The organism is Polyangiaceae bacterium (genome assembly GCA_020633205.1).
In the GTDB taxonomy this organism is placed as follows: domain Bacteria; phylum Myxococcota_A; class Polyangia; order Polyangiales; family Polyangiaceae; genus JAHBVY01.
This window is the reverse complement of the sequence record JACKEB010000010.1, coordinates 61,390-84,537: the sequence shown is the minus strand read 5'-3', so window position 1 is coordinate 84,537 and position 23,148 is coordinate 61,390. Positions and strand designations below refer to the sequence as shown.

Sequence of the window (23,148 nt, the reverse complement as noted above, 5' to 3'; positions counted from 1 at the left end):
AGCATCAAGGTGTGCGGGCGCAGCGCACGCCGATTTCCGGCGCTGCAGCGAACTGCGCGTTGGTGATCGACCCGCGGACGGCGCTTCGCAAGCCGTTCACCACGTCGCCGAAATGGCCGCCGCGGTAGCTGTGGGTCGCAAGCTCCGGGTCCGGTTCACCTTTCACGCACAGCGGATCGACGAACAGCCCCGTTCCCCAGCAGCTGCCATTCTCTGGATCCCACTCGTCGCGGGCCCACTCGGAGACGTTGCCTGCGATGTCGAGCAGCTCCCCCGATTGCAGCACCAAGCGATCACGAAGCCCGCTGCCAGCGGCCTGAACGCCTGCCCCGAGGTCGTAGCAGTCGCCGCCGAGGCTGCGCTCGAACACCGCGTCCTCACAGCTTGGGGGTGTGTTGCCCCACACGAAGCTGCCTCGTCCCAAGCCGGAAAGCAGATACTCGAGCTGCGCCTCGCTCGGCAGGGATTTCCCCACGGATCTGCAGTACTCGTCCGCCAGGCTCCAGGTGATGCAGTTGACGCTCAGCTGATCCGTCTCACTGGGTTCTGGCGTGTAGGTGCAGCCCGGGATCCCGGTGTTCTGTTCATGGGGATCATCCACGGGAAACGTCGGCAAACGTCTGCGTTCGAGGCCGGAAGCGCGAAACGCCGCCACCGTCAGCTCGTGCTTTTCCACGAAGAACGGCGAGGCCACGACGAGTCGCTCGAGACTGCCGTCGTGCTCCGGTGAGCCGCTGAAGTCGAGCCTTGGATCCCCCATCCAGAACGCACCGCCAGGGACGCAGACTTCGTCCTCGCCTGGTTCCGTCGGGCAATTCAATCTGCGGGCGCCCCACCAGCTGCCCACCTGCTCGGGTGCGCCGCGCCCCGGCTCCGCGGGGTGAGGATTGCTCAAGCTGCCAAGTGGCGTGCCCAGGGAGTCGACCAATAGGTCGACGTGCAGCTCCTGGACCGAGCCCTCGGAGATCTTTGGCAGCCGAGTGACCGCTTCAAGTGTCGACTCGGGCCGCGGCTCGTCTCCGAGCAAGAAGGTGCTCTTGAAGAGCCGCGCCCGGACCCGCGTGCCGGGTTCCCCCACCAGCCCAAACGAGACTCCTTGCTGGAATACCTCGGTGCTTGCAGCGAGCTCTCGCGTGCAGCCCTGGCAGCTAGAGTCAGATCCTGGCGGAAACACCTCCAGCATCAAGCGATCGAAAAGCGGAATCAGCTCGCTGGCTTCATCTCCTGCCGCGTTCGGTAGCGGCGCGTCGGTGTTGACGTAGAGCACGGCTTGCCCACGAGGCGGGAGGCTCTCTTCGCCGCAGCCGGAGAGACACCACACGAGGCACCCGAGAGCCCCGACGCGTGGCCAAAAGGCTGGTCTCATGAGCCAGGCTCCGCGTCGTAGGCGCAGCGCAGTCCGATGAAGGCGACTCGATTCTGGGCTGGCGCGCCAGCTCGCGCCTGGGTGCGCATCACCGGGGTGGGCGCAACCCACGAGCCGCCCCGGACGCTTCTTGTGCGTGCGTCGTCTCGCAGGCACCCCGGGTTCAGATTGGGCGAAGCGCCCCAACAAGCTCCGTCATAGCGTTGGTAGTCGTCGCGGCACCACTCGCCGACGCCGCCTGCCAGCCCGTGTACTCCGTCCGGGGAGACATCACCTGGCCCTTCGCTGATGGGCCGAGGTCCAGCGCCAGCCGTAGCCTCACATACGCCGGGCTGCCCCGCGAGGGTCGTCCGGCCGTACACCGCGCTCTCACAGGTCGGATCGCTATTGCCCCACGGATAACGTGAACCGCGGCTCGTGCCTCGGGAGGCCGCGTACTCCCACTGGGCTTCCGTCGGTAGGTCGCCACCCCAGAACTGGCAGAGGGCGCGGGCGGTGCGCCAGTCGATGCACGAAAGGGCGTAATCTTCGCGCCCCAGGTCGGTACTGCTGAAGGTGCAGCTGGTGCTGACCGTATCGCCCAGGGGGCCGTCGTTGAGGTTTGGCGATACGGGAGGAACGAAGCCTTGAGCGAGCGCTGTTCGGTAGCGACCGACGCTGACCTCGTCTCGATCCAGCCAGAATCGCTTGAGGGCGACCAGGCGCTCGGGCGTTGGGGGCAAATCGGGGACCAAGAACAGATCTTGGGTGCCAAGGACGGTCGCCCCTCCCGGAACGCACACGGTGCTGGCTCCAGATCGGGGAGCCGGGCATGCCTCTTCGGCGAAGTGCCCAACTTGAGAGCCCTGGCTGGCGCTCCCGCCGTGTGCGAGCTCGCTCTCGACCGGCTCACGCGTCCCGGCCACATTGCTGCAGCTCAGCGCTTCCCCGAGGATCGGCTTAGGAGCAGAGTTCGAGAACCTGACCATCGTTCCCGCGCAGGCGCCGTCCAAGAGCACGGGAACACGTCCCGTGGTGCCTGGCTCGAGGCTGAGCAGCAACAAGCGATCGACGCTGAGCAGGGGCGAAGGTTCCTCATTCGGGGTTTGATCGTGACCCTCCACGGTAAGGCGTGGCTCCCCGTCGCCGCTCGGGGGGATCAGCTTGTCACCCCAATCGAGGAAGCGTTCGCCCTCGTAGTTGCGCACGCCGCCTTCGGGGTAGGCGCGGAGCCTCACCCAGACGGCGCTAGGCTGGCTCTCGTCGGCGGAGTACACGCTGAAGCTGACTGGCCAGTCCCGGGGGTCGGGGAGAGCGATGTCTCGCGACTCGAACCAGGTGCCGTCCTCGGCGTACAGATCGACGCGCAGGCGTTGAACGAGGCTCGGCACCGCGAGGTTGGTGTCTACTTCGAGCAGCGTCTCCGCGAGGGGGGGCGGCGCTGGGTCGCTGCAAGCAACGAGCGTCAGCGCGAGCAAGCCGTATTGATTCCTCACGGAACCTCGACCGTCCAGCCCAGGCTGCCGCCGTTCAGCGGCGGGCGCTCGGGATCTGGGCGCGTCAGTGCGTAGGTGGTGACACCGATCCCCACCGCGAGCACGCCGATCCCCGCCCAGAACCACCAGCGCTCGCTCAAGGCGACTGTCTCTGGATCCAGCACCGCGCGCAGCGTGACCTGTTCACCGGAACGCAGGCGCGTTTCGGTCACGTATGGCTGAAAGCCCTGCTCCTGCACTTGCACGCGATACGTGCCTGCGGGTCGGCTCAGGCTGATCGGCGCGGTACCGACATCGATGCCATCGATGCTCACCGCGGCGCGCGTGCGATTCGATTGCACCTTGAGGTTCGCTGGGAGCTTGCTCAGCTCCAGTTCGAGCGCGAGCTTGCCACCGGGCCTCAGATTCAGTCGCTTGACGTAGTCGGCGTAACCCTTGCGGGAGATCAAGAGCAGGTGCGGCCCTGGATCCAGCGTGATCTTCAATGACGACTTGCCGGGCGCCTCCGGCGGACCGGGTTCGCGGAGCCCCGCGACGAAGCCTCCATTCTCGCCACGCCTGAGCGGCCTGCCGTCGATGGAGAGCTTCGCGGATTTGGGCTTTAGCGTGAGCGTGACGCGAGCGAGCACGCGGCGTAGTTCCGCGAGGATCGCGCGGGTGTCATCGAGCAAGCTCTGGTCGAGGGCCTCGGTCTTCGCCTCTTCCAGCACGCGTTCGAAGCTCACGCGCGCGCGGGTGTACTGACCCAAGGCGCGCTGACAGATCGCGATGTTGTAGGTGGTGCCTGGGTGAGGCCGCAGCTTGGCCGACGCTTCGAAGCGCTCGAGTGCCTCTCTCCAGCGCAGATCCGCGGCGAGCTTTGCTCCAGCGAGGAACGATTCCCGGGCCTTGGCTGCGGACGGATCGCGCTCGGAGCCCGCAGAGTCCGCTCCAGAGGGCGTTGGCGCTGGGGCCGTTTGAGCGAGAGCCGGCGCAGCGGGGAGCCAAAGCAACAGGCTGCACAGGCCCAGAGTCACTCCCTGAGAGACGCGATGAGAAAAGCGCATGGGTCAGAACGGTGGCTCGGTCAGCAGGCGTGGCTTGTGCGCGGCTGCGTCCGGCGTGGGAGGCTCGGAGCCAGCGGGCGTGGCCGAGGCAGGCGTGACGTCGGGTGCCGTGTTGCGAGGCGCGGGTGCCTTCGCCGGTAGCGGGGCGCTGACGGGCCTCGCGCTGGACGGATTGGTGGGCTGGGGTTTCACGCGCGGCGGCTCGGGCTTCGAAGCTTCTGGGCTCGGTAGCGCCGGTTCGGGCGCTTTTGCTAGTGCCGCTTCGCGCGTTTCCGCAAGGATGGAATCCTGCTCCGGTTGAACCCTGTCCAGGGAGTGACCCGCTGCTCGGGAAGCTCCACTGGTGTCAGGGGATTCGACGGCGGCTGGCGAGCTCGCTTGCGCGGCGACGCTCGGCCCCCCGCGGGATGCAAAGCCCAGCGTGAAGAGTCCACCGATGCCCAGGGCCAACGGAACCGCCCACCAAGGCCGCTTTCTTTCGGGGGGGAGGGGTGAAGCGGATGACTCGATCGTGGCGATGTCCGGTCGCTGTTCAGGTTCGCGCTCGGCGGCTGCGCTAGCCGCTCCCGCGTGAAGCTTGATGCCGCGCAAGATCTCGAGGGCTTCACTCGCGTCTTGAAGCCGACTCCCGCGCTCGATCATCAAGCGACGGATGAGTGGCTCCCAAACCGGCGCGACCTCGATGAGTCGCGCGCGGGGACCACTGAAGTCGAAGTGCGCGAGCTGGTGCAAGACCTGTCCGACGTTCTCACCGCGGAGCGGTCGCTCGCCGACGAGCGCCTCGAAGAGCATCACACCTACCGCCCATAGGTCTGCGCGTTGGTCGAGGTCGGTAGCGCCAAACGCCTGCTCCGGCGCCATGTAATAGGGCGTGCCGACCAGCGTCCCACTCTTGGTGAGACCGGCGCTATCGGCGAATGCAGTGGCCAGCAGCTTAGCGACACCGAAGTCCAGCAGCTTCACTCTGGCGGTGCTGCTTCCCTGGGGGCCGGCTTCTTGGGTGGCGGCGCCCTGGGTGAGGAAGACATTCTCCGGCTTGAGGTCGCGGTGCACGATCCCTGTGCGGTGCGCTGCCGCCAAGGCTTCGAGGATCTGTGTGAAGAGCTCGCGTACCTCCAGTGGGTCGAGCGGTCCGTGGTCTCTCAGGTACTGCCGCATGGAAACGCCGTCGAGGCGATCCATGACGAGCACCGATAGCCCGTCGTCCGTTGCCAGCACGTCGAAGATTGCAACGACTCCAGGGTGCTTCACCGCGCTGGCGGCGCGTGCCTCGCGTTCGAGGCGCGCGCGTTCTAGCTCTCCGCCTGCGTCACTCGGCCTGAGCAACTTCAGCGCAACGGAGCGTTGGAGTAGGCTGTCCGTTGCGGCGTACACCACGCCCATCGCGCCGCTACCGAGGCGCTCCTCCACCACGTAACGGCCCACCCGAGCCCCTGGCGCCAAAGGTTCGAACGCCGAGCCAAGCGGCTCCAAGGGTCGATCTTCGGCTTCTCCCGATGCCAGCACGGCGGCGGCGTGTCCCACGAGATTGCGACAATCGGCGCAGTTTTCCAGATGCTCGCGCGCTCGTTCGCGCTCGTGGGTATCGAGCCCGCCTTCTACGATGCCTTGAATGCGGCCCTCGCTGAGACAGTCCACGTCAGCTCCCGCTCGCATCGCGCAGCGCTGCCTCTTGCAACAGGCGCCGGACGCTCACGTCCAGCTGACTCTGAACCAGGCGAACGATGCTCTGAAACTCGGTCTCACTGATATTCAATCGCTCATGCAGGCGTCGGCGGGTGTCGCTGAACAGGTGCTCGCGAGTTTCTGCAATCCAGCGCGCGACGGTGGCACGGTGTACCGAGTAGAGCGCGCCGATACTCGCGATGTTGAGGCCATCCGCGAGGTATAGCGACAAGACCGTCCGTTGCTGCTTGTCGAGCGCACCCAGCGCTTCAGTGAAAGCCAGGCGGAAATCAATTGCGTACTTCTCGCGTAGGTAGTCGAGCTCCGGGTCCCGACTGACCAACGCGGCCGCGCGCTCCGTCTCAGACTCCACGTCTTCGCTTTGCTCCGATTTGCGCGCGCGGAGCAGCTCCAACGTGCAGCGAACGGCGGCGACCTTCAGCCAGCCGAGCAGGCTGCCGCGGCCGGCGTAGCCGGCGATCTTCGGGGTGCCGTCTCCCACGAGTAGCCGCGCTCGCAGGATCTGTTGCACTTCATCGGCGAGGGCACGAGAGCTCTCGACCCGCGCCACCATCGCTGGCACCCGCGAGAGGTATTCGCGATCGAAGGCTGCGATCGCAGCGGCGTCTCCCAGTTCGCATGCGAAAGCCAAGAAGGCGTCGCCCACGTGCTCCGCTTGGGGGAGGGGTGCAGCGGATGCTTGGCGCTCGCTGAGCCGCGCGGCGAAGGCGGACTCCGCCACGTCGAAGCCTGGCCACGCTTGGTGTCCAGCCCGCGCCAGTTGGATGTGCTCCTCCTCCATTGGGTCGCGGAGCCTAGCCCTCACCCCCAAACCCCGCAAACCCCAAGTCCGCTTCAGTCACAGCGGATCTCGGGCTTGCTCCTGCCGTACATGAGTTTTTCCGCGGAGGAATTCAGTCACGCGCTACCGCTGCAGGACGGCCCCAAAGAAAAGATCGATTTCGATGCGACAACCCCCGTCGGCGCTCATCCCCCTGACGAGGCCGCGTGAAACAGCGGCGGGAGGCGGCGCAGCCATGGCTGTCTGGGACGAGCCCAGGGATGGCGCGATCGCGAATCAACCAACAAGCACTCAGGGATACTTAAGATGAATCATTTCTCGGCCATCAAGCTCTTGGCCTCGGGCTGTCTAGTTATTGGTCTATCCGCGGCGTTGACCGCTTGCGGCTCCGACTCGGGCGGGGGTGGGAACTCCGGCGGGAACGGCGGCAGCGGTCAGGGCGGCAGCGGTCAGGGCGGCAGCGGTCAGGGCGGCAGCGGTCAGGGCGGCAGCGGTCAGGGCGGCAGCGGTCAGGGCGGCACTGGAAACACGTGCCAGGTGCTGTGTGACGATGGGTGTCCCAACATCGCTTGCTTCTGTAACAGCGGCGCGGTGATCAACTCCACCTACTGTGACAACGGCTGCTGTGCCTCGGAAGCAGTGACCTGCACGGATGCTTGCGCTGATGAAGACGGCTGGGGCGGCGGCCAGGGCGGCAGCGGTCAGGGAGGCAGCGGTCAGGGCGGCAGCGGTCAGGGCGGCAGCGGTCAGGGCGGCAGCGGTCAGGGCGGCGGCGACGTAGGGGACTCCTGCCGGGAAGACAACGACTGCTCCACGCGCCTCTGCTTGTTCGACAGCGCAGGGTCGGTTGTTGGCTACTGCACGAAGCCGTGCGACAGCTTCTCCGACTGCCCGAGCTTTTGGGACTGCGCGGAGGTCAGCAACGGCTCCGGCACGTACTGCGTCCAGGACAACTAACCTCGCGGAAACGGCTGGTTCCTGATGGAACCAGCCCCGTCCGGCTCAGGAGCGAGGCATCACTCGTGGGGGTGCCAGCAGGCGACCCGGTGCCGGGAGCCGCCTTCGAGCTCAACCAAGGGAGGCACGTCGACGTCGCACTTCCCTTTCTCTGCCCGTGGACAGCGCGGGTGGAAACTGCAGCCCGGCGGCGGATCGAGGGGGCTTGGTACGTCCCCTTCGACGAGAATTCTCAGCCGCTTGCGCTCGGGATCTGCGACGGGGACGGCGCTGAGCAGCGCCCGCGTATAGGGATGGTGTCTCCGCGCGTAGAGCGAAGCGGCAGGCGCGAGCTCCACCACCCGTCCCAGGTACATCACCGCGACGCGGTGACTCACGTACTCGACGATCTTCAGATCGTGAGAGATGAACAGGTAGCTCAGCTTGAGCTCTTGCTGAAGATCCAGGAGCAGGTTGACGATCTGCGCCTGAATCGAAACGTCGAGCGCGCTGATGGGCTCGTCGCACACGATGAAGTCCGGCCGCACCGCAAGTGCGCGTGCGATGCCGATACGCTGACGTTGACCCCCGCTGAACTCATGGGGGTAGCGCTCCAGCGCGTCCCGCCTGAGCCCAACCTTATCGAGCAACTCGCTGACTTGGCGGAGCTCGTCTTGACGATCGGTCGCGAGCTGGTGGATCTGCAGTGCTTCCGCGACGATCTCCCGCACTGTCATGCGGGGATTGAGAGACGAGAAAGGGTCCTGAAAGACGATCTGCATGCGTCGCCGCAGCGGTCGCATCTGGCGGTTGCTCAGGTGAGTGATGTCTTGATCGTCGAACTTCAAGCGGCCGCTGGTGGGCTCGACCAACTTCAGCAAACACCGCCCCAGGGTGCTCTTGCCGCAACCGCTCTCTCCAACCAGACCAAGAGTCTCGCCGTGGCGCACGAAGAGCGAGACTTGATCGACTGCGCGCAACAAGCGAGTGCGACCGAAGAGGCCGGTCTTCACCGGAAAGTACTTCGAGATGCGATCGGCTTGGAGCAGCGGCTTACGCTTGCCGCCGGGTTCCCTGCGCTCCTCGCCGGTCCTGCGCTCCTCACTGGGCTCTTGCTGGTCAGCTTCGAGCGGTGGCTCGTGTGAAACGCTCGAGGGCTCCGGTAGCTCATTTTCCGGCGCGGAGTGGAGCGGCGCGCTGGGGTCCGGTGACTCGCGGTCGTCACTCATGGCTTGCGTGCCTCTGCCAAACCGGGATTGAAGAAGCAGCGGCTGCTGTGCCCCGAGGAAACATCCACGAGTTCAGGTTCTTCCTCGTCGCAGCGGGCGAACTCAGCGCCACCGGCCTTCTTTAGAGCGCAACGGGCTGCAAAGCGACAACCCTTTGGCAGATCCGTCAAGCTAGGGACCACGCCTTCGATGGTGTTCAACCGGGGCGGCCGTTCTCCCCCCATCGGAGGCACACTGGCCAGCAACCCGCGGGTGTATGGGTGCTGCGGAGCGCGAAACAGTTCGCTCACCGTGGCGCGCTCCACGACGCGTCCCGCGTACATCACGACGACGCGATTCGCGAACTCTGCGACGACTCCCAGGTCGTGAGTGATGAACACGATGCTCATCCCAAGCTCACCCTGCAAGCGCCGCAGCAGGTCCAAGATCTGGGCCTGAATCGTCACGTCCAGGGCTGTCGTCGGTTCGTCTGCCAAGAGCAACGCCGGCTCGCACGCCAGCGCCATCGCGATCATCACGCGCTGACGCATGCCTCCCGAAAGCTGATGCGGGTACGAGTCGACGCGAGACTCGGGGGAGGGGATGCCGACCAACTTGAGCAGCTCGATGGCCCGTGCCTTGGCTTGCTTACGTGAGAGCTTGCGATGCAGTCGCAGCACTTCGCCAATCTGTGAACCGACGCTGTAGACCGGGTTCAGCGACGTCATCGGCTCCTGAAAGATCATGGAGATGCGTGCGCCGCGCACGCTGCGCATGTCCTTCTCGCTGAGCCGAGCAAGGTCCTGCCCCTGGAACATCAGCTCGCCGCTCTCGACTTGACCAGGGTGGGGAACCAGTCGCAGCACGCTGAAGGCGGTCATGCTCTTTCCGCAGCCGCTCTCGCCAACGATGGCAAGCGTCTCGGCCTCCCCCACTTCGAAGGAGACATCGTCCACCGCAAACACCTTGCCAGTTTCCGTAGGGAACGAGGTGCGGAGGTGCTTCACGCTGAGCAAGGCGTCGCTCACGAGCCGCCCCCTGAGTCGTGTTTCTCCGCGCGGTCGGGGCTTTCGAAGTAGACCTCCAAGAGCGGGGCCTTGCCAGGCCCGAGGCCGGTGGCATACACCTGAGGCTGGCCCGCGCCCGAGCTGCTCTTCAGCGCGATCCCGTGGGTGGTGCCGCTGTTTTCGAGCCAGCGCCGCACCAAGTCGGTGACATCGATCCGAAGGGGCAACGGCGAGCGCGCGATGCCCTCAGCTGACGGTCGATCTGCGCGTGGCTGATGCACGTAGTTCACGGTGTCGCTCCAGTCCTCGACTATGCGCCACGCGGAAACACTCGCGTCTGTCGAACCCTGGGCTGCATCGGGAAGCGGGGATACGACCAGGAACGCACGGGTCACCCGCGATGCGTCCAGTGCCGGAAGCTCGAAGTCGAGCAGCAGCACGTCTTGCGCGGGACCGCCAAAGTGGACCGCCGCAGGCGAGGTGGTGTGTGTGGTGTCGGGGCTCAGCACTTGCCAGCGCGTCGGCTCGAGGGCGACGCGCTCCGTGCGGGGTGCAACGGGCTCGCCCCCTTGGCGCACACAGGTGTTGGCGAGGCACTCGTAACCCGTGCCGCAGCTCCCTGGACTGACGCAGGGCTTTGGTCCGGAGGCGCAGCTCGGCGTGAGCACCGCCGAAAACAGCAGCGACGCCAAGAGAACCGCGCGATGTGTGGCCGAGACCTGCACGCGTGAACCGTATACCAGACCTTGCGCGTTGTGGCCGAGCCCTTCAAGAGCCGTATCAGCGCCTGCCTTTGCGTCGCTGAAGCAGGATTTCTGCTGCGGTGAGTGGGCGCGCAGGTGCTGACCCTGCTTTCGAGGTGCTCGACGCCTGTGACCCGCTGGAAGGCCGAGAGAAGCTCGGAACGCTCGCTGGCGGGTCGTCCTTCGCTCCCGAAGCGGCCTGCGTCGTTGGACGACCCGCCACCGGTGGTGGACGGGCAGCCGGTGGTGGTCGCGCTGCCGCGGGGCGCGTTGTTGCGCTGGGCCGTACAGCCGCCGGGGAGGCTGGCGCTGCTGCCGCGTCCTCCCGAGAGCGGGTGCGCCCTTCGCTCTGGGCCTTGCGACTGAGCAGCGCGCCAAGGGTTGGCTTGCCGTCTTCTGTTGTTTCCGTGCGGCTTGCCTGCTCGCGCTCCCGGCGACGGCGCCTTAGGCGCGCTGGCAGACCCGCCAGCCACTCTGGCAGGGCCACACGACGCGCCCCCACACCCGTCAGTAGCGTCAACGCCGCGATCAGGATCAAGATGTTGTCGATCGAACGATAGGCGAAACGTCTGGAGACCCGGTCATTGAAGATCCCCGCCAAGGTGTCGCGGGTCTTGCCGCCGCTCATGTCCGCAATGCGAGAAAGCAGGGCGCGATCGCTTCCCGTGGGTCGGAGCTCTTCTCCGTGGGTGAGTACGGCACCCGTGGTCCCCACCGGATCACCGCTCAGCTCATCCACGGCGGTCGCGATGTAAGCGCCCGGTGTGTCGAGTGGCACGCTCGCGGCGTAGGCACCCGCTCCGGTCGCCTCGAGCGCGACTTCTTTGCCGAAGCCCTCGGGACCGGCGACGCGCACCTTCAGCCGGCGAAAGCTCTCGGTGCGTCCATCGTCGTCGACCACCGTGGCCCGCAGGTGCAACTCGCCGCCTCCGGCGTCTGCTTCGAGCCGCACTCGGGGATCGTCACCGGCGCGTGTGATGTCGCGAGCGAGCTGAGCGAAGAGCTTCTGAGCGCCGTCCCAGTTCGTCCAGGATGAGCCCCAGCGATCCTTGTAGTCGCTGGTGAACACGGCGCTGCGTCCAACGCCGACCGACCAGGTGGCCATGACTGGATCACCCTCCGGCCCGTCTAGCAGCACCTGAGCGCGCCCTTTGGGGATGGTGACGACATAGCCGTCGAGACTCGGCATGCTCTTGAAGTCGACACCACGCGTCGGCGGCGCCATCAGGCGGAGCCCGGGGGTGAAGGTCGTCTCGTTGATTGCCGAGCGCGCCGCTAGAATCGTCTCCTGAGCGAATACCGCCGGCAGGCGCGCTGCGTCTTCAATCAGATAGAAGCGGCCGTCGCCAAGCTTGCTCATGTGCTCGAGAGCCGTCACGTCCCCACCGCGCCCCAGAGCGACCACGCTGGTCGTGATGCCTGCGGCCTTCGCTCCGCTCACCAGGGTGAAGGCGTCGCTTTTTTCTTCTGCGTCTCCGCCGTCGGAGAACAGCAGCACGTGCTTGAGCGCAACTTTTTCCTTGCGGATTTCTTTGTAGGCTTCCTTCAGGCTCAGGTCGATGTAGATGCCGCCGCCACCAGGACCGACGTCGCGGATCTTCTTGGTGATTGCCTTCTTGTCGATCACGGGACCGATCGGCACCGTCCAGGAGACCGCGGTGTCCACGTGCATTACCCCCAGGCGATCACCGCCACCGAGGAGCTCGGCGGAGCGCGCAGCCGCTTCGTTGGCCAGCTGGAGCTTGGTGTGGCTACCCACGCTCATCGCCATCGAACCCGAGTAGTCGATGATGATCACCTCGGCGAGGGTGGCGCGCTTGCGCTCCTGCTTTAAGTCGAAGGAGACGGGGCTGACTTCCTCGACCGGCGTCTTGCCGTAGCCACCGGGGCCGAGGCTGCGATCACCGCCCATCAAGAGCAGTCCGCCGCCCAGATCGCGCACGTAGCTGCCGAGGGCGTCCAGCTGCAGCTGGGAGAGATCGTGAGCCGGGATGTCGCTGAGCACGACCACGTCGTAGGCGGCGAGCCCAGAGATGTCAGCGGGCGTGCTCGTTGTGCCAACGATATCCACGCGGAATGCGGCATTGCGCAGAGCTCGAGCGAGCGGCTCGGCTTTGCCGGGATCTCCCTCGAGAATCAGCGCCGCGGCGGGGCCCCGCACGCGGACGAACGCTGAGCCGGAGTTGTCCTCCGCTGCCTCGTCGTGCTTTGGATCCTTCGCGCTGACCTTGACATCGAAGCGGTGGAGCCCAGGACCAGGAGCCTCTTCGCGCAGTTGCAAGACGTCTTCGCCCTGCTTCACGGACACACTGCCGCTGCGCACCAGCTTGCCGTCTTTGTAGATATCGAGTTTGAGTTCCGAGTCTTGAGTAGCTTGGGTGACGACGCGCAGGCTCAGGGGCTCGCCCTCGCTCGCGCGGGAGGCCGTGCGCACGGCTACCACCCGCACATCAGGCACCACCCGTTGCTCGAGCGGCACCACGTCCACTGGGATCTCCGCGGCCACGGCCGCTGCGGCCGCGTCCATCGCGTCCCCGCGAGTCGCCACCCCATCGCTCAACACCACGATTCGCGCCGCGGCGTCAGCTGGGACCTCAGCCAGGGCGCGTCGGATGGCGGCGCCGATGTCGGTTCCGTCTCTACCGAGCTGCACCTCCTGAGGCGCGGGTAGGCGCGTCTTGGGACGCAGGGGGTCCTCGATGGCAGCGGTCGATGCGAAGGCCAGGACGCCGATGCGGTCGTCCGGGCGCATGCCAACTTCCGCCACCTGTAACTCCGCGCGGATACGCGTCGCCGCGTCGGGCACGAGGTCGATGCTGCGGCTCTTGTCGACAACGACGAGCACTGCCAGGCGGTCGAGGGGCTTGCCGAACTCGACCCCCATGGCGGCCAAGCACGCGGTCAGCGCCGACACACCAATCAACAGCTCAGTGAGCCCGCGCCTCACGGCGTGCTGGCGACCGCTCAAGCTCAGCAGTCTCACTGCGATGAAGCTCACCGCAAGCGCCGCGACGACGCTCAGACCCGGCCGCTCGAAGCGCACGTACCGCTCGGGCAAGAGCCCGGCCCAAACCAGCCCGACGTACAACATCGGGAGGAGGCCAAGCAGCTGAAGACCAAGCAGCAACGGGCGCTTCGCGAGACCGCGACGCCTGACGGCGAACCACAGCCACGCAATCCCGAGCACGCTGCCCACGACCAGCGCCGCCACGGGTAGGTACTGCATCAACGCTGGACGCATCAGCTGGTCCCTCCACGCTGCGGCTTCAGCTGACGTCCGAGATCCTTACGGTCGGGCGCCTTGGGCGCCACTGGTGCGCGCGCTTTGGGCTTGCGGGTCAGCCACCAGGCATCGAAAGCCAAGAATCCGAGGGCCAACAGCGCGAGCAGCCACGTCCAGGTCGTGAACGCTTCGGTGGCCTGTTCGGTGCCCTTCAACTCGCCCCCGCCAGCGAGCTTCGGCAGCTCCTTTTCGCGCGTGTCGCTTTCCGCGCGGCTAGTGAGGTTCGCTACAGCGAGCACGCTGCCGGGGCGGCCTTGGGTCCACGACGCATGGTAGAAGCCTGCGTGGGACACCTCCGGGATCACGGCGAGACCCGACTTGGTCTGGACCTTGAACTCGTCACCGGCCGGCGGGATCACCGCGACCTCCGGCACGCTGGGAGGCACGCGGAGACGGAGTGGCGAGCCGGTCGGCGTTGCGCCAGTCACTCCGCGGGCGCGTCCAGCTCGCGCTTGTTCCACGAGGTTGCGCATGAAGAGCACGAAGCTCGCCTTCAGGGGCCAGTTGCTCTCGCCGACGTCGAAACCGATCAAGGTTCCGTTTCGCCCAGGGAGCGGCAGATCGCTGATCAGCGTGCCTTCTCGGCTGCGCACTAGCGAGTCTCGGTCGCCTTCGAGCTCGAGCTTGCGAGCCTTCGCGATACTCACGCTGTCGAGGGTCAGGAAGCGCAGCCGCGGATCGCCCTCGTTCCAGGACGTGATGAGCGGTTCCTCGATCTCGTCTCCTACCACCACCCGATGACAAGGCCCAGCTGGCGGGTTCAGGACCAGCAAGTCACCCGCTGGTAGTTCCGTGGGGCAACTCCCATCGACTACGACCAACGAATCCGGTGGGATCTCTGCGCTGGCGAGGGAGCTGGGACTGGTGCCAAGCAGCTCCACATCCGGATCCGCCTCCAGCGCCCGCTTCACCCACGGGTTAGCCTCCTTCGGCACCAGGACCACAGGCAACTTGCGGCTCCCAGGCACGCGCCCATAGGCACGGTCGTCGACTGGCAGCGCATCCCCCGGGCTGATTTCGAGCTCTAGACCGGTGCCCCGGTCGCCCGCAGTCGGCTCGAAGGTCAGCACGACAGGCGTGCTCTCTCCGGGCTCCATCCGCAGCTTGCGCGAGGCGAGCGGTTCCTTGACGTTGCGTTGCCGTAGGGTAACGAAAACGTCGCGAGGCGCAGCGCCGAAGTGGTTCACGATGGCGAACGCCTGGACCTGGTCGCGCTTGGTAGTCGGGTCGACACCCAGGCGGACGTCTACCCGCGTGATGCCGGTGTTGTCGATGGGCACTCCCACCTTGACCACGTCGAGAGGCAACGCCGCGCTGCTCAGGCCTTGGGCATCGGCAAGTGCCGCGTCGGTCACCAGCACGATTCGCTTGTCGCCCTTCAGCGAGCGTAGGCGGTCCGTAGCCAGCGCAAGCGCGTCTGAGAGCTTCCCCTGAACTTCCCGCACCTCGAGCTTCTCGATCGCGGCTTCGAGGCGGCGTTTGTCGCGGTCGAGTGGGGAGGCGACCTTCGCCTCGGCTCCGGCTTCGATCACCACGGCGTCCGCACCGGGGCCAAGCGCCCGTACAGTCTGGATGGCAGCCTTGCGCGCTTCGGCCATGCGCGTCGAGTCGCCGCTCTTTGCGCCCATGGACGCGCTGGTGTCGATCACGATCGCGACGTGATCGCCCGCGATGGCGCCGCCGCGAGTGGCCGGGGTTGCAAGCGCCAGAGCCAGCAGCAAGAGCGCGAGGAGCTGCAGAATGAGCGGCACTTGGGTGACCAGGCGCTTGAACGGGCTGCGCGCCAAGAGGTCCCGTTGCGCCTCACTCCACAGCCAAGTGCTCGGTACCGCGAGCCGCTGGCGCTTTACCTTGAGGATATACAGGGCGATCAGCGGGATCACGAGACCCGCCAGCGCCAAGCCCCACGGGCTCCTCAGCTCCACCGGGTGTCCTCCCCGAGCGCGCCGTAGGCCTCGTCGCGGTCGTGCAAGATCGCCGCGATCAACGCGTCGAAGCGCTCGAAGGTCAGGTTCTTCAGCGTTTCTGCGTTGCTCTTCGCGATGCGCTCTCGCAGCGGTCGCTGACCGGGGCGAGGCAGGTCCTCCAGGGAGAAGTTGCTCAGGTCAATGAAGTGCGTACCCTCTGCAGGACCTTGGCGCATGCGGTCGAGCACGCTGCGCCTCACCAACTGAATCGTGGGATCCGGCGAGCGGCGGATGTACGGGATCAAGCGCTCCGGCGCGTCGCTCTTGCGCGCGGCGCGCGGATGAAAGGCCGCCGCGGCGAACGGCACACCACCCAGGGGCCACGCGGTTTCGTCCGCCTCTCTCAGCTCTGCGACGAAGGCTTCGAAGTCTCGTAGGTCAAGCGGCAGCTGAGGGTAGATCAGGAGCGCGATATCGATCTCCGGGTCCGCCTCCAGTTCGGCGATTGCCGCGAGGCTCGGCGCGAGATCCCCCGTGCGCTGTAGCAGCACCCGCTCGGTGACGTGGCCGTCCAAGCGGGCCTTTTCAGCCCAAGGGCACAGGTTCAGGGCTTCGACCACCTCCCGCTGGTAGCGTCGGTAGACGCGCAGAGCTTCGGATTCGAGCTTCGACATCAGTCGCTCTCCCGAGTCACAAAGCGACGAACCACCGCCTCTAGCGGCTCGTCTGTTACCGCGCGGAGATAGGTGCCAGCGTGACGCCTGGCCCAGCCGCGGAGCTCCTCGATCAGCCCGGTGAGACGCGCGATGTAAGCGTCGACCGCAGTCGCATCGAGCGTCAGCTCCACGGTCTGGCCAGACTCCGCGTCGACGAAGCTGTAGTCGCCTTCGAGGTTCGGTTCGAGCTCCTCCCGACTGAGCACCTGGAGCAGGCACACATCGTGGCCTTGAGCTCGCGCGCGTCCGAGCGCCTGGAGCACCGGACCCGCATCATAGAAGTCGCTAACCACCACCAAGAGGCCCGGCCGTCGGCTGGTGAGTAAGGTCTGCTCGATGCTGCGGGTCAGGTCCACAGTGCCGGTGGCCTCCACCCGGGACAGCTCGCGCAACAGCCCGGCTAGGGCGCTCCGGCCCCGCTTCGGGGGGCCCACCTGGTTTAGCCCTGGGCCGCGCCCCTCTTGGCCGCCTGCGACCAGCACTTGGGCGCGCTGGGAGCCCGCCAGCGCCAAGTAACCGAGAGCCGCGCACAAGCGTCGCGCCACCTCCAGCTTGCTCGGCTCACCAAAGCCAAGGCTGGCGGAACCATCAACCAGCATGCGCAGGATCACGTCTTCTTCCGCGCGGAACTGTTTGATGACTGGCTCGCCGGTGCGCGCGTAGGCCAGCCAGTCGATGCGGCGCAAGTCGTCGCCCGGAGCATACGGGCGGTGTTCCTCGAACTCGGCAGAGCCGCCGCGGCGCCTGGACACGCGCTCGCCGCTTGCGCCAGAGCGCGCACGGATCTCCAATCGCCGCCGGAGTGCTTCTAACTCGGCGATGAATTCGGGGGTGAGGAGATCCGGTGCCGCACTCATGTGCCTCGCGGTTCGTCGTCTACGGGGCCTTGCGGGTCAGCGGCGTCCGTCTCCGGTAGTCGCTGCGTCGACGGCCCGGTGCTCGCCGGCGGTGGCTGGCTCATCGGTCCGGGGGAGAAGTCGGACTCCGGCGCCGGCTCCGGCGGCTCGGCGCCTTGCGGTTCGGCTTCGGCCGCTGCGAGGGCGCGATCCTCCTCTTCGAGTACGGCTTCCAGTCGAGCTTGCGCTTCGTCGTGTTCGCGGATGGCCTTCTTGGTGCGAATGCCAGCGGCGGTGAACAGCGCTAGCCCGAGTACGGCCCAGCCCGCGGAGCAGGCGATCCCGGCAGCGAGGTAGCTCTCGAGATCGCTGCCAGAGCGGAAGATCTGTTCGATCATCACGAACGCGTAGGTCGGTGAGGGCGCTGCGAGGATCAACGCGCTGTCGGGGTCAGACAGCGCGCCACCGATCGCCATCACGATCCATGGGCCCACCATGGCCACCAGCACCGCGACCAGCGTGAGGACACGTGGGTTGGCGCTGCCAGTCGAGCGTGAGCGCATCCAGGAGATGAACCCCACCGTGAAGACGAAGAAACACACGGCGTAGCCGGTGAAGACGAAGAGGGAGGTCACCTTCTCGTCGAAGCGCGAGGTGCTCCACAGCATCTCTCCGAGCAGGCCAGCAAGGCACGTGAGCACCATGCTGCCCACGCCAAAGGTCATGAGTAGCGACGACGCCTGCATGATCCCTGGGCCGAGGTAGCGTTTGAGCTTGCTCACGCCTTGGCGTTCCCAGTGCACGCGCACGCGGCGCGAAGGGCCGAGAGGCTCACCAGCGAACACCATTGCCACGAGGAAATAAAAGATGAGCTGCAGCCCAACGCAGACCAGCGCTGCGGGGCCTTGGTCATTCTTGTCGACGGCGAACACCGCCACCCAGCTGGCCACCGCCGCTCCGGGGCCCGCGACCAAGAACCAGCGCCGCAGCCCCGACGATCGGTCCTCGCTCGGCCCGGCCATGTTGGCGACGGTGCTCTCGTAGAGGAACCAAGCCGGCAGTGCGACTAGCGCAATCGGGATGAGGATCAGGAACGCAACGTAGGCGAACCCGAAGTCCGCGCGCACATAAGCCGTGGGAAGCCAAACCGGAGGGCCATCGGGGACTCCCGGCCAGAGGTCGTGCACGCCGTTGGACAGCACGGGCCCACCGAATACGTACGCCAGGATGGACAGCGGAAACGAAATGATCAGCGTCACCAGGATGGCCGCCGCCGAGCTGTTGAAGCGTGACGACAGGCTCAGCCCAAACGCAACTGAGAGCACCGCGATCCAAAACAGCAGCGCAAAGGCCGCCAAGACCTCCGTCGCTGTAACGCCTCCGAACAGGAACGGCAGGACGCCCACGGGCGCGAGCATCACCACGTACATCGAGATGTAAGAGAGCGCCGCGAGGAACTTTCCGCGCGTAATCGTCTCCGCACCAAGCCCTGTGAGCAGCAGCGCATGCCAGGTGCGGCCACTGCGCTCGCTGGCGATGGTGCTCGCAGCAACCGCCGGTCCCACCCAGGTGACCACCGCAAAGGCGAGGGAAAAGTACGTATGAAACAGCACTGAGCCCACCTTTGCGGGCTCGGTACTGACGCTGGCAACGCCGCCGATGGAGCAAATCAACAGGGCGATCACCGCGGTGAGGCTGGCGAGGATCAACGGCGTGCGGCTGAGCCGCGCCGCTTGGCGCATCTCGCGCATCCACACCGGGTTCGGCTCGTAGCGCACGCGACGCGCTTGGTGTTTCGCGCGTTCGAAGCGCGTGGACGTCGGCGGGGGCGCCGGCTCCGCGACCTCGCCTGTCTGCGCGCTCACTGGAGATCTCCTCGGGTATACTCGAGGAAGATTCGCTCGAGCTCGTTGCGCTCCGGCTCCACACCCACCAGGAGGATGCCGTGTCCGACCAGGTGGCGCACCACGTCGGCGACGAAGCGGTCGCCACCGGTGTGGGAAATGACGACTTGGCCCCCACTGGTGGCCTCCACACCAACGACTCCACCCCCGCCTTCGACTAGCGGGATCACCTGGCGAGCGTCGCCAAGGACGCGCAGCTTGAGGCGTTTGGTTGCGGTGCCTGGGACCGTCGCTCCACCCTGGGTCGTGCGCCGCTCGGCCTTGGCCGCAACGGCAGCCGCGGTCGCAGCCGCGACGCCGCTCGGGTCCGCGTCGACTACCGCGTGCCCAATTGCCGCTGCGCGGCTGCGCGCCTCGAGGCGCTCGGCGATCTCACCGATTGGGCCCGCGATCACCAGCTGACCCTTTTCCAAGATCCCTACGGAAGTGCAAACATCGGACAGCTCCGTGAGGATGTGGCTGGACAAGAACACCGTCTTGCCGAGCTCACGTAGCTCGAGGAGTAGATCGCGAATTTCGATGCGCGCTCTGGGGTCGAGGTCGCTGGCCGGTTCGTCTAAGATCAGCACCTTTGGGTCGTGCAGCAGGATGCGCGCCAGCTGGAGGCGCTGCTTCATGCCCTTGGAGAGTGCAGACACCAGGCGCGTCTGCAGGTTGCCCAGGTCGGTGAGCTCAATCACCGCGTCGACGACGTCGATATTCTCCACGCGGAAAGAATCCGCGAAGAACTCCAAGTACTCCCGCACGCTGATGCGATCGTAGACACCCGCATGATCCGGCATGTAGCCGATGATTTTGCGCACCTCGTCCGGGTCGATCGCGACATCAATGCCGTCGATTTCGACGCGGCCAGCCATCGGCTCGAGCAGCGTCGCCATGATGCTGATGGTCGTCGTCTTGCCAGCGCCGTTCGGACCGATGAAGCCGAAAATTTCGCCGTGCCCAACCTCGAAGCTGACATCACGCAAGACGTCGAAGTTGCCGTAGCGGTGCCACAGGTGACGCACGCGGATCGCCGGAGGCGCGATCAGCGCAGAGCCCGAGTCCTCGTGCTGTTCAGCAGCCAGTTCCGGCATGCCGCCTTCGAGCGCTTGAGTCACGGTGCACCTCCCCAGCCGACGACACGGATCAGGACACGATCGGTCTCGAGTCGCAGGCCGGAGTCTGACGTCTTGCCCTCACCCCCATCAAACTGAGCGAGGACGACGGGGACGTCGTCTGGCCACCAATCCAACGAAGGCACGCTGTCGTCGATTGCCTTCCACGCTGCGGGGGCGCCGTCTGTGTCGCGATTCATTTGTTTCGGAAAGGACTCGCTGTGGAGGTCGCTGCGCCACGAGAGCTTGCTGCTCAGGCTGCCACCAGAGCCCACGCGGGGGGGAAGCGCGGTGCCATCGGAGTAGTGAAGCGTCGCGCCGTCCGCGAGCTTGGGGAAGTAGCGCGCGGGCTGACCCGGAAGCTTCACCACGACACCCACGAGATCGCGCGCCAAGCGATTGACCACGTCGGCGCCGCCAGCGGTTGGGACGACGCTGAGCCCCCCGCCCAGATCCGTCAGATCATCCTCGCGGATCACGATGGTTTGCCACGGCTTGCCTTCGATGCCGTCGATGCGGAGGCCGTCGCGGTCCACCACGAGCTCACGCTCGGCTTTCGAAGCGTCGTAGCCCGCCAAATCGAGCACGGCTTCGCGGGACGAGCCGCTCACGCTCAGGGCGCGAGTGCTCGAGTCGTAGAAGCCTCGGAAACGCGTGATTGGCGCTCGAGTCATGCCAGCGCCGGCCTCGATCAAGCTCAGATGCCGGGCGCGCCCGCTGACCCCCTTGGCCGCCACACCCAGCAGGATGATCAACACCGAAGTGCCCAGCGCGTAGATCGGCAGGCGAGCGAAGGCTCGGAGCGGCTTGCCAATTTTTGCCGAGCGGAAAAAGTTTACGGGGCCGGCAATGACGGAGTAGGCGAGCAACAACAACGCCGAAATAACCACCGTCCAGCGTGTGCCCTCATTCGGATCGAGCTGACGGCGGACCGAGTCGCTGCGGCGCTCATCGAGGGACCGCATCGCGTGGGGGAAGACCTCCGCGTCGCGGCGATTCCACGCGTGGCGCATCAGGTCTTGAACCTTGAGCTGCACCCACTCGTCATCCACTTCGGGGGACCGAGTGGCGTCGAACGCCAGCACGTGCACCTCGCCGAGACCGTAGCTCGCGGAGCTGCCCCAGGGGCTGGGTCGAAGGTTGCCGCCCGAATAGACGGCGAACTCACGTACGGTGGTCGGGCTCGGGGTTGCAGGCTTCTCTAGCAGCCCGGCAGTCCCACCGTAGCTGTAGCTGCTGCCGCTGGGGATCTTGAAGCGGGCGGTGAGCTGAAGTTCGCGAGGCGCTTCCCCTTTGGTCAGCTCGCCGCCGGTGAGGCGCGGGAGCGGGCCGACCCGCATGTCCTCGGGGCGCGTGACCACTACTGCCAGCGCGCCGCCGGCGAGCACCCAGTCGGAGATCGCAGTCAGCCGCGGTCCTGTCAGCTTCGCGAGCGTCTCACTGCGCGCGAGGAGCAAGGTGGCGCTGGCGTAGCCCGCGGCACGTGTGGGCAGCTGAAGCTCACCCTTGGACACCGCGGGCGTGCCAACGGCCACGATGGGATCCCCCGAGTTCACACCATACGGCTTGTCGTCCGCGTACATCCCCTTGCCGCGGATCCCTGAGGCAATGCGGCTGGGCTGCTCCAAGTCGATCAGCAGCGGGTTCAGGCCGATGGGTGAGCCAATCTCGAGCTGCGCCAGGATCAGACCGGCCTCGGAATAGGCGGTCAACGTCATCTCCGGCGCGCTGCTGTTGAAGCCGTGTACCGGTAGCTCGATGCTCACCCGGCTCTTGGCAGCGACCGACAGCGGGGCGCGCACTTTGAGCTGGGAGTTTGCGTAGGTGGCCTCGACCTTCAGCTCGAGATCGCCCTCCACTGGCTCGTCGGTGACATTCTCGAGCGTCACGGAAACGCTGAACCAGCCCTCCACCGCGGGGGTGCGGTCTCCGAGCGTCATGGTTCCCGTCATGATCAGCGTCGGTGGCGCAGCGGGGGTCGTTGCCAGCGGGGCACCCGCATCCTGGGCAAGGGCCACGCTGACGTTGCTCGTGATGCAGAGCAAGACCGCTGCCAGGCACCACAGCGCCCAGCTCATGCCACGCGGAAACAATCTCACCGCGCAGCGACCGCCTGTTGAACCGGTTCGGGGCGCGAAGGCACTGCCTTGAGCAGTTCGCTGACCACGTCGTCGGTGGTCACACCGTCGGCTTCGCCTTCAAAGGAGCGAATGATGCGATGACGCAACACCGGCAGCGCCACGCGCTGGATGTCAGCAAATGCCACGTGGGCGCGGCCTTCGAGCAGTGCCACCGCCTTTGCCGCCAAAACCAGAGACTGCCCACCACGCACGCCCGCTCCGTAGCGCACCGCGCGGCTGACGATTTCAGGTGCGGCCGCGCTCTCCGGTCCGCTCGCGCCGACCAAGCGCGCGGCGTAGCGAATCACGGGCTCTGCCACGGCGACATCGCGGCAGAGAGCTCGCAGGCTCATCACGTCAGTCGCCCCAAGCACTTGAGACGGCGCATTCATCGCGTGGCCAGTGGTACGCGTGAGGATGCCCGTCATCTCGTCTTCACTCGGGTTTGGCACCATCACCTTGAGCAAGAAGCGATCGAGCTGCGCTTCGGGGAGGGGATACGTGCCCTCCATTTCCAGGGGGTTTTCCGTCGCGAGTACGAAGAATGGTTCGTCCAGCTTGTGGCGAGTGCCGGCGATGGTCACCGCGTGCTCTTGCATCGCCTCGAGCAGCGCGCTTTGCGTCTTGGGCGTCGCGCGGTTGATCTCATCCGCGAGGATCACCTGACCAAAGATGGGCCCCTTGTGGAGCTGGAAGCGCCCGGTCACGCCGCCAGACTGATCGGTGACCAAGACGTTGGTTCCCGTGATGTCACTGGGCATCAAGTCCGGCGTGAACTGGATGCGGCTGAATCCGAGGTCGAGGCAGGACGCCAGTGTGCGAACCAGCAACGTCTTGCCCAAGCCGGGAGCGCCCTCGAGGAGCACGTGGCCACCTGCGATGAGACCCCACAAGGTTTGGTCGACGACTTCGGACTGTCCAACGATGACGGTGCCGATGGCGTCGCGGAGGCGGCCAGACGCCTCCCTGGCGAAGCCCAGTCGAGCTTCCAGATCAGTAGGTTCTGCTTGGGTCATTGCTCCGGACGGTAGCAGGGG

Annotated in this window: 17 protein-coding genes; 1 reads left to right on the top strand and 16 read right to left on the bottom strand. The window is 66.2% G+C overall.

What is annotated here, in order from left to right:
• Positions 1-4: 4 nt before the first annotated feature.
• From H6718_00500 to H6718_00480, 5 genes are read right to left on the bottom strand one after another with little or no spacing between them, the layout of a single operon-like run.
• A complete protein-coding gene (locus H6718_00500; GenBank protein ID MCB9583842.1) occupies positions 5-1,366 on the bottom strand; it encodes a formylglycine-generating enzyme family protein in 1,362 nt (453 codons plus the stop codon).
• Complete coding sequence (locus H6718_00495) at positions 1,363-2,841, bottom strand: SUMF1/EgtB/PvdO family nonheme iron enzyme (protein MCB9583841.1); 1,479 nt, start codon at positions 2,839-2,841, stop codon at positions 1,363-1,365. The genes H6718_00500 and H6718_00495 overlap by 4 nt, the downstream gene beginning before the upstream one ends.
• Positions 2,838-3,887: a PEGA domain-containing protein gene (locus H6718_00490; protein ID MCB9583840.1), complete on the bottom strand. Its 1,050-nt coding sequence runs from the start codon at positions 3,885-3,887 to the stop codon at positions 2,838-2,840. Before H6718_00490 ends, H6718_00495 begins: the two co-directional genes overlap by 4 nt.
• Before the next feature lie 3 nt (positions 3,888-3,890).
• Entirely contained in the window at positions 3,891-5,525 is a 1,635-nt protein-coding gene (locus H6718_00485) for a protein kinase (protein MCB9583839.1), read from the bottom strand.
• A gap of 1 nt (position 5,526) precedes the next feature.
• Complete coding sequence (locus tag H6718_00480) at positions 5,527-6,354, bottom strand: transcriptional regulator (protein MCB9583838.1); 828 nt, start codon at positions 6,352-6,354, stop codon at positions 5,527-5,529.
• 306 nt (positions 6,355-6,660) lie between these two features.
• On the opposite strand from H6718_00480, the gene H6718_00475 reads away from it, so the two are divergent.
• Positions 6,661-7,311, top strand: coding sequence for a hypothetical protein (locus H6718_00475; protein ID MCB9583837.1), 651 nt, complete (start codon positions 6,661-6,663; stop codon positions 7,309-7,311).
• A gap of 59 nt (positions 7,312-7,370) precedes the next feature.
• Here the strand turns inward: H6718_00475 and H6718_00470 are convergent, their stop codons facing one another.
• The 11 genes from H6718_00470 to H6718_00420 all read right to left on the bottom strand — a co-directional run bounded on the left by H6718_00470 (position 7,371) and on the right by H6718_00420 (position 23,127).
• Positions 7,371-8,519: a dipeptide ABC transporter ATP-binding protein gene (locus H6718_00470; protein MCB9583836.1), complete on the bottom strand. Its 1,149-nt coding sequence runs from the start codon at positions 8,517-8,519 to the stop codon at positions 7,371-7,373.
• The gene (locus H6718_00465) at positions 8,516-9,526 is read right to left on the bottom strand and encodes an ABC transporter ATP-binding protein (GenBank protein ID MCB9583835.1); all 1,011 of its coding nucleotides are present in this window, start codon (positions 9,524-9,526) and stop codon (positions 8,516-8,518) included. Before H6718_00465 ends, H6718_00470 begins: the two co-directional genes overlap by 4 nt.
• On the bottom strand, positions 9,523-10,230 hold the full coding sequence (locus tag H6718_00460) for a DNRLRE domain-containing protein (protein ID MCB9583834.1): 708 nt from the start codon (positions 10,228-10,230) through the stop codon (positions 9,523-9,525). The genes H6718_00465 and H6718_00460 overlap by 4 nt, the downstream gene beginning before the upstream one ends.
• 55 nt (positions 10,231-10,285) lie before the next feature.
• The gene (locus tag H6718_00455; GenBank protein MCB9583833.1) at positions 10,286-13,339 is read right to left on the bottom strand and encodes a VWA domain-containing protein; all 3,054 of its coding nucleotides are present in this window, start codon (positions 13,337-13,339) and stop codon (positions 10,286-10,288) included.
• Between the two features lie 149 nt (positions 13,340-13,488).
• Positions 13,489-15,456, bottom strand: coding sequence for a BatA domain-containing protein (locus tag H6718_00450; GenBank protein ID MCB9583832.1), 1,968 nt, complete (start codon positions 15,454-15,456; stop codon positions 13,489-13,491).
• Positions 15,447-16,112, bottom strand: a complete 666-nt coding sequence (locus H6718_00445; GenBank protein ID MCB9583831.1) for a DUF1415 family protein — start codon at positions 16,110-16,112, stop codon at positions 15,447-15,449. Before H6718_00445 ends, H6718_00450 begins: the two co-directional genes overlap by 10 nt.
• The gene (locus H6718_00440; GenBank protein MCB9583830.1) at positions 16,112-17,011 is read right to left on the bottom strand and encodes a DUF58 domain-containing protein; all 900 of its coding nucleotides are present in this window, start codon (positions 17,009-17,011) and stop codon (positions 16,112-16,114) included. The genes H6718_00445 and H6718_00440 overlap by 1 nt, the downstream gene beginning before the upstream one ends.
• Positions 17,008-18,855, bottom strand: coding sequence for an ABC transporter permease (locus H6718_00435; protein MCB9583829.1), 1,848 nt, complete (start codon positions 18,853-18,855; stop codon positions 17,008-17,010). The genes H6718_00440 and H6718_00435 overlap by 4 nt, the downstream gene beginning before the upstream one ends.
• On the bottom strand, positions 18,852-19,970 hold the full coding sequence (locus tag H6718_00430) for an ABC transporter ATP-binding protein (GenBank protein MCB9583828.1): 1,119 nt from the start codon (positions 19,968-19,970) through the stop codon (positions 18,852-18,854). The genes H6718_00435 and H6718_00430 overlap by 4 nt, the downstream gene beginning before the upstream one ends.
• Positions 19,971-19,990: 20 nt before the next feature.
• A complete protein-coding gene (locus H6718_00425) occupies positions 19,991-22,069 on the bottom strand; it encodes a hypothetical protein (GenBank protein ID MCB9583827.1) in 2,079 nt (692 codons plus the stop codon).
• Positions 22,070-22,086: 17 nt separating this feature from the next.
• A complete protein-coding gene (locus tag H6718_00420) occupies positions 22,087-23,127 on the bottom strand; it encodes an AAA family ATPase (protein MCB9583826.1) in 1,041 nt (346 codons plus the stop codon).
• Positions 23,128-23,148 lie beyond the last annotated feature (21 nt).

Bases quoted from the DNA above. Each gene is read 5' to 3' on its own strand.
- H6718_00440 (MCB9583830.1), bottom strand. From the start codon at position 17,011: ATGAGTGCGGCACCGGATCTCCTCACCCCCGAATTCATCGCCGAGTTA.
- H6718_00500 (MCB9583842.1), bottom strand. From the start codon at position 1,366: ATGAGACCAGCCTTTTGGCCACGCGTCGGGGCTCTCGGGTGCCTCGTG.
- H6718_00480 (MCB9583838.1), bottom strand. From the start codon at position 6,354: ATGGAGGAGGAGCACATCCAACTGGCGCGGGCTGGACACCAAGCGTGG.
- H6718_00445 (MCB9583831.1), bottom strand. From the start codon at position 16,112: ATGTCGAAGCTCGAATCCGAAGCTCTGCGCGTCTACCGACGCTACCAG.
- H6718_00420 (MCB9583826.1), bottom strand. From the start codon at position 23,127: ATGACCCAAGCAGAACCTACTGATCTGGAAGCTCGACTGGGCTTCGCC.
- H6718_00455 (MCB9583833.1), bottom strand. From the start codon at position 13,339: ATGTTGTACGTCGGGCTGGTTTGGGCCGGGCTCTTGCCCGAGCGGTAC.
- H6718_00430 (MCB9583828.1), bottom strand. From the start codon at position 19,970: ATGCCGGAACTGGCTGCTGAACAGCACGAGGACTCGGGCTCTGCGCTG.
- H6718_00490 (MCB9583840.1), bottom strand. From the start codon at position 3,887: ATGCGCTTTTCTCATCGCGTCTCTCAGGGAGTGACTCTGGGCCTGTGC.
- H6718_00475 (MCB9583837.1), top strand. From the start codon at position 6,661: ATGAATCATTTCTCGGCCATCAAGCTCTTGGCCTCGGGCTGTCTAGTT.
- H6718_00470 (MCB9583836.1), bottom strand. From the start codon at position 8,519: ATGAGTGACGACCGCGAGTCACCGGACCCCAGCGCGCCGCTCCACTCC.
- H6718_00425 (MCB9583827.1), bottom strand. From the start codon at position 22,069: ATGAGCTGGGCGCTGTGGTGCCTGGCAGCGGTCTTGCTCTGCATCACG.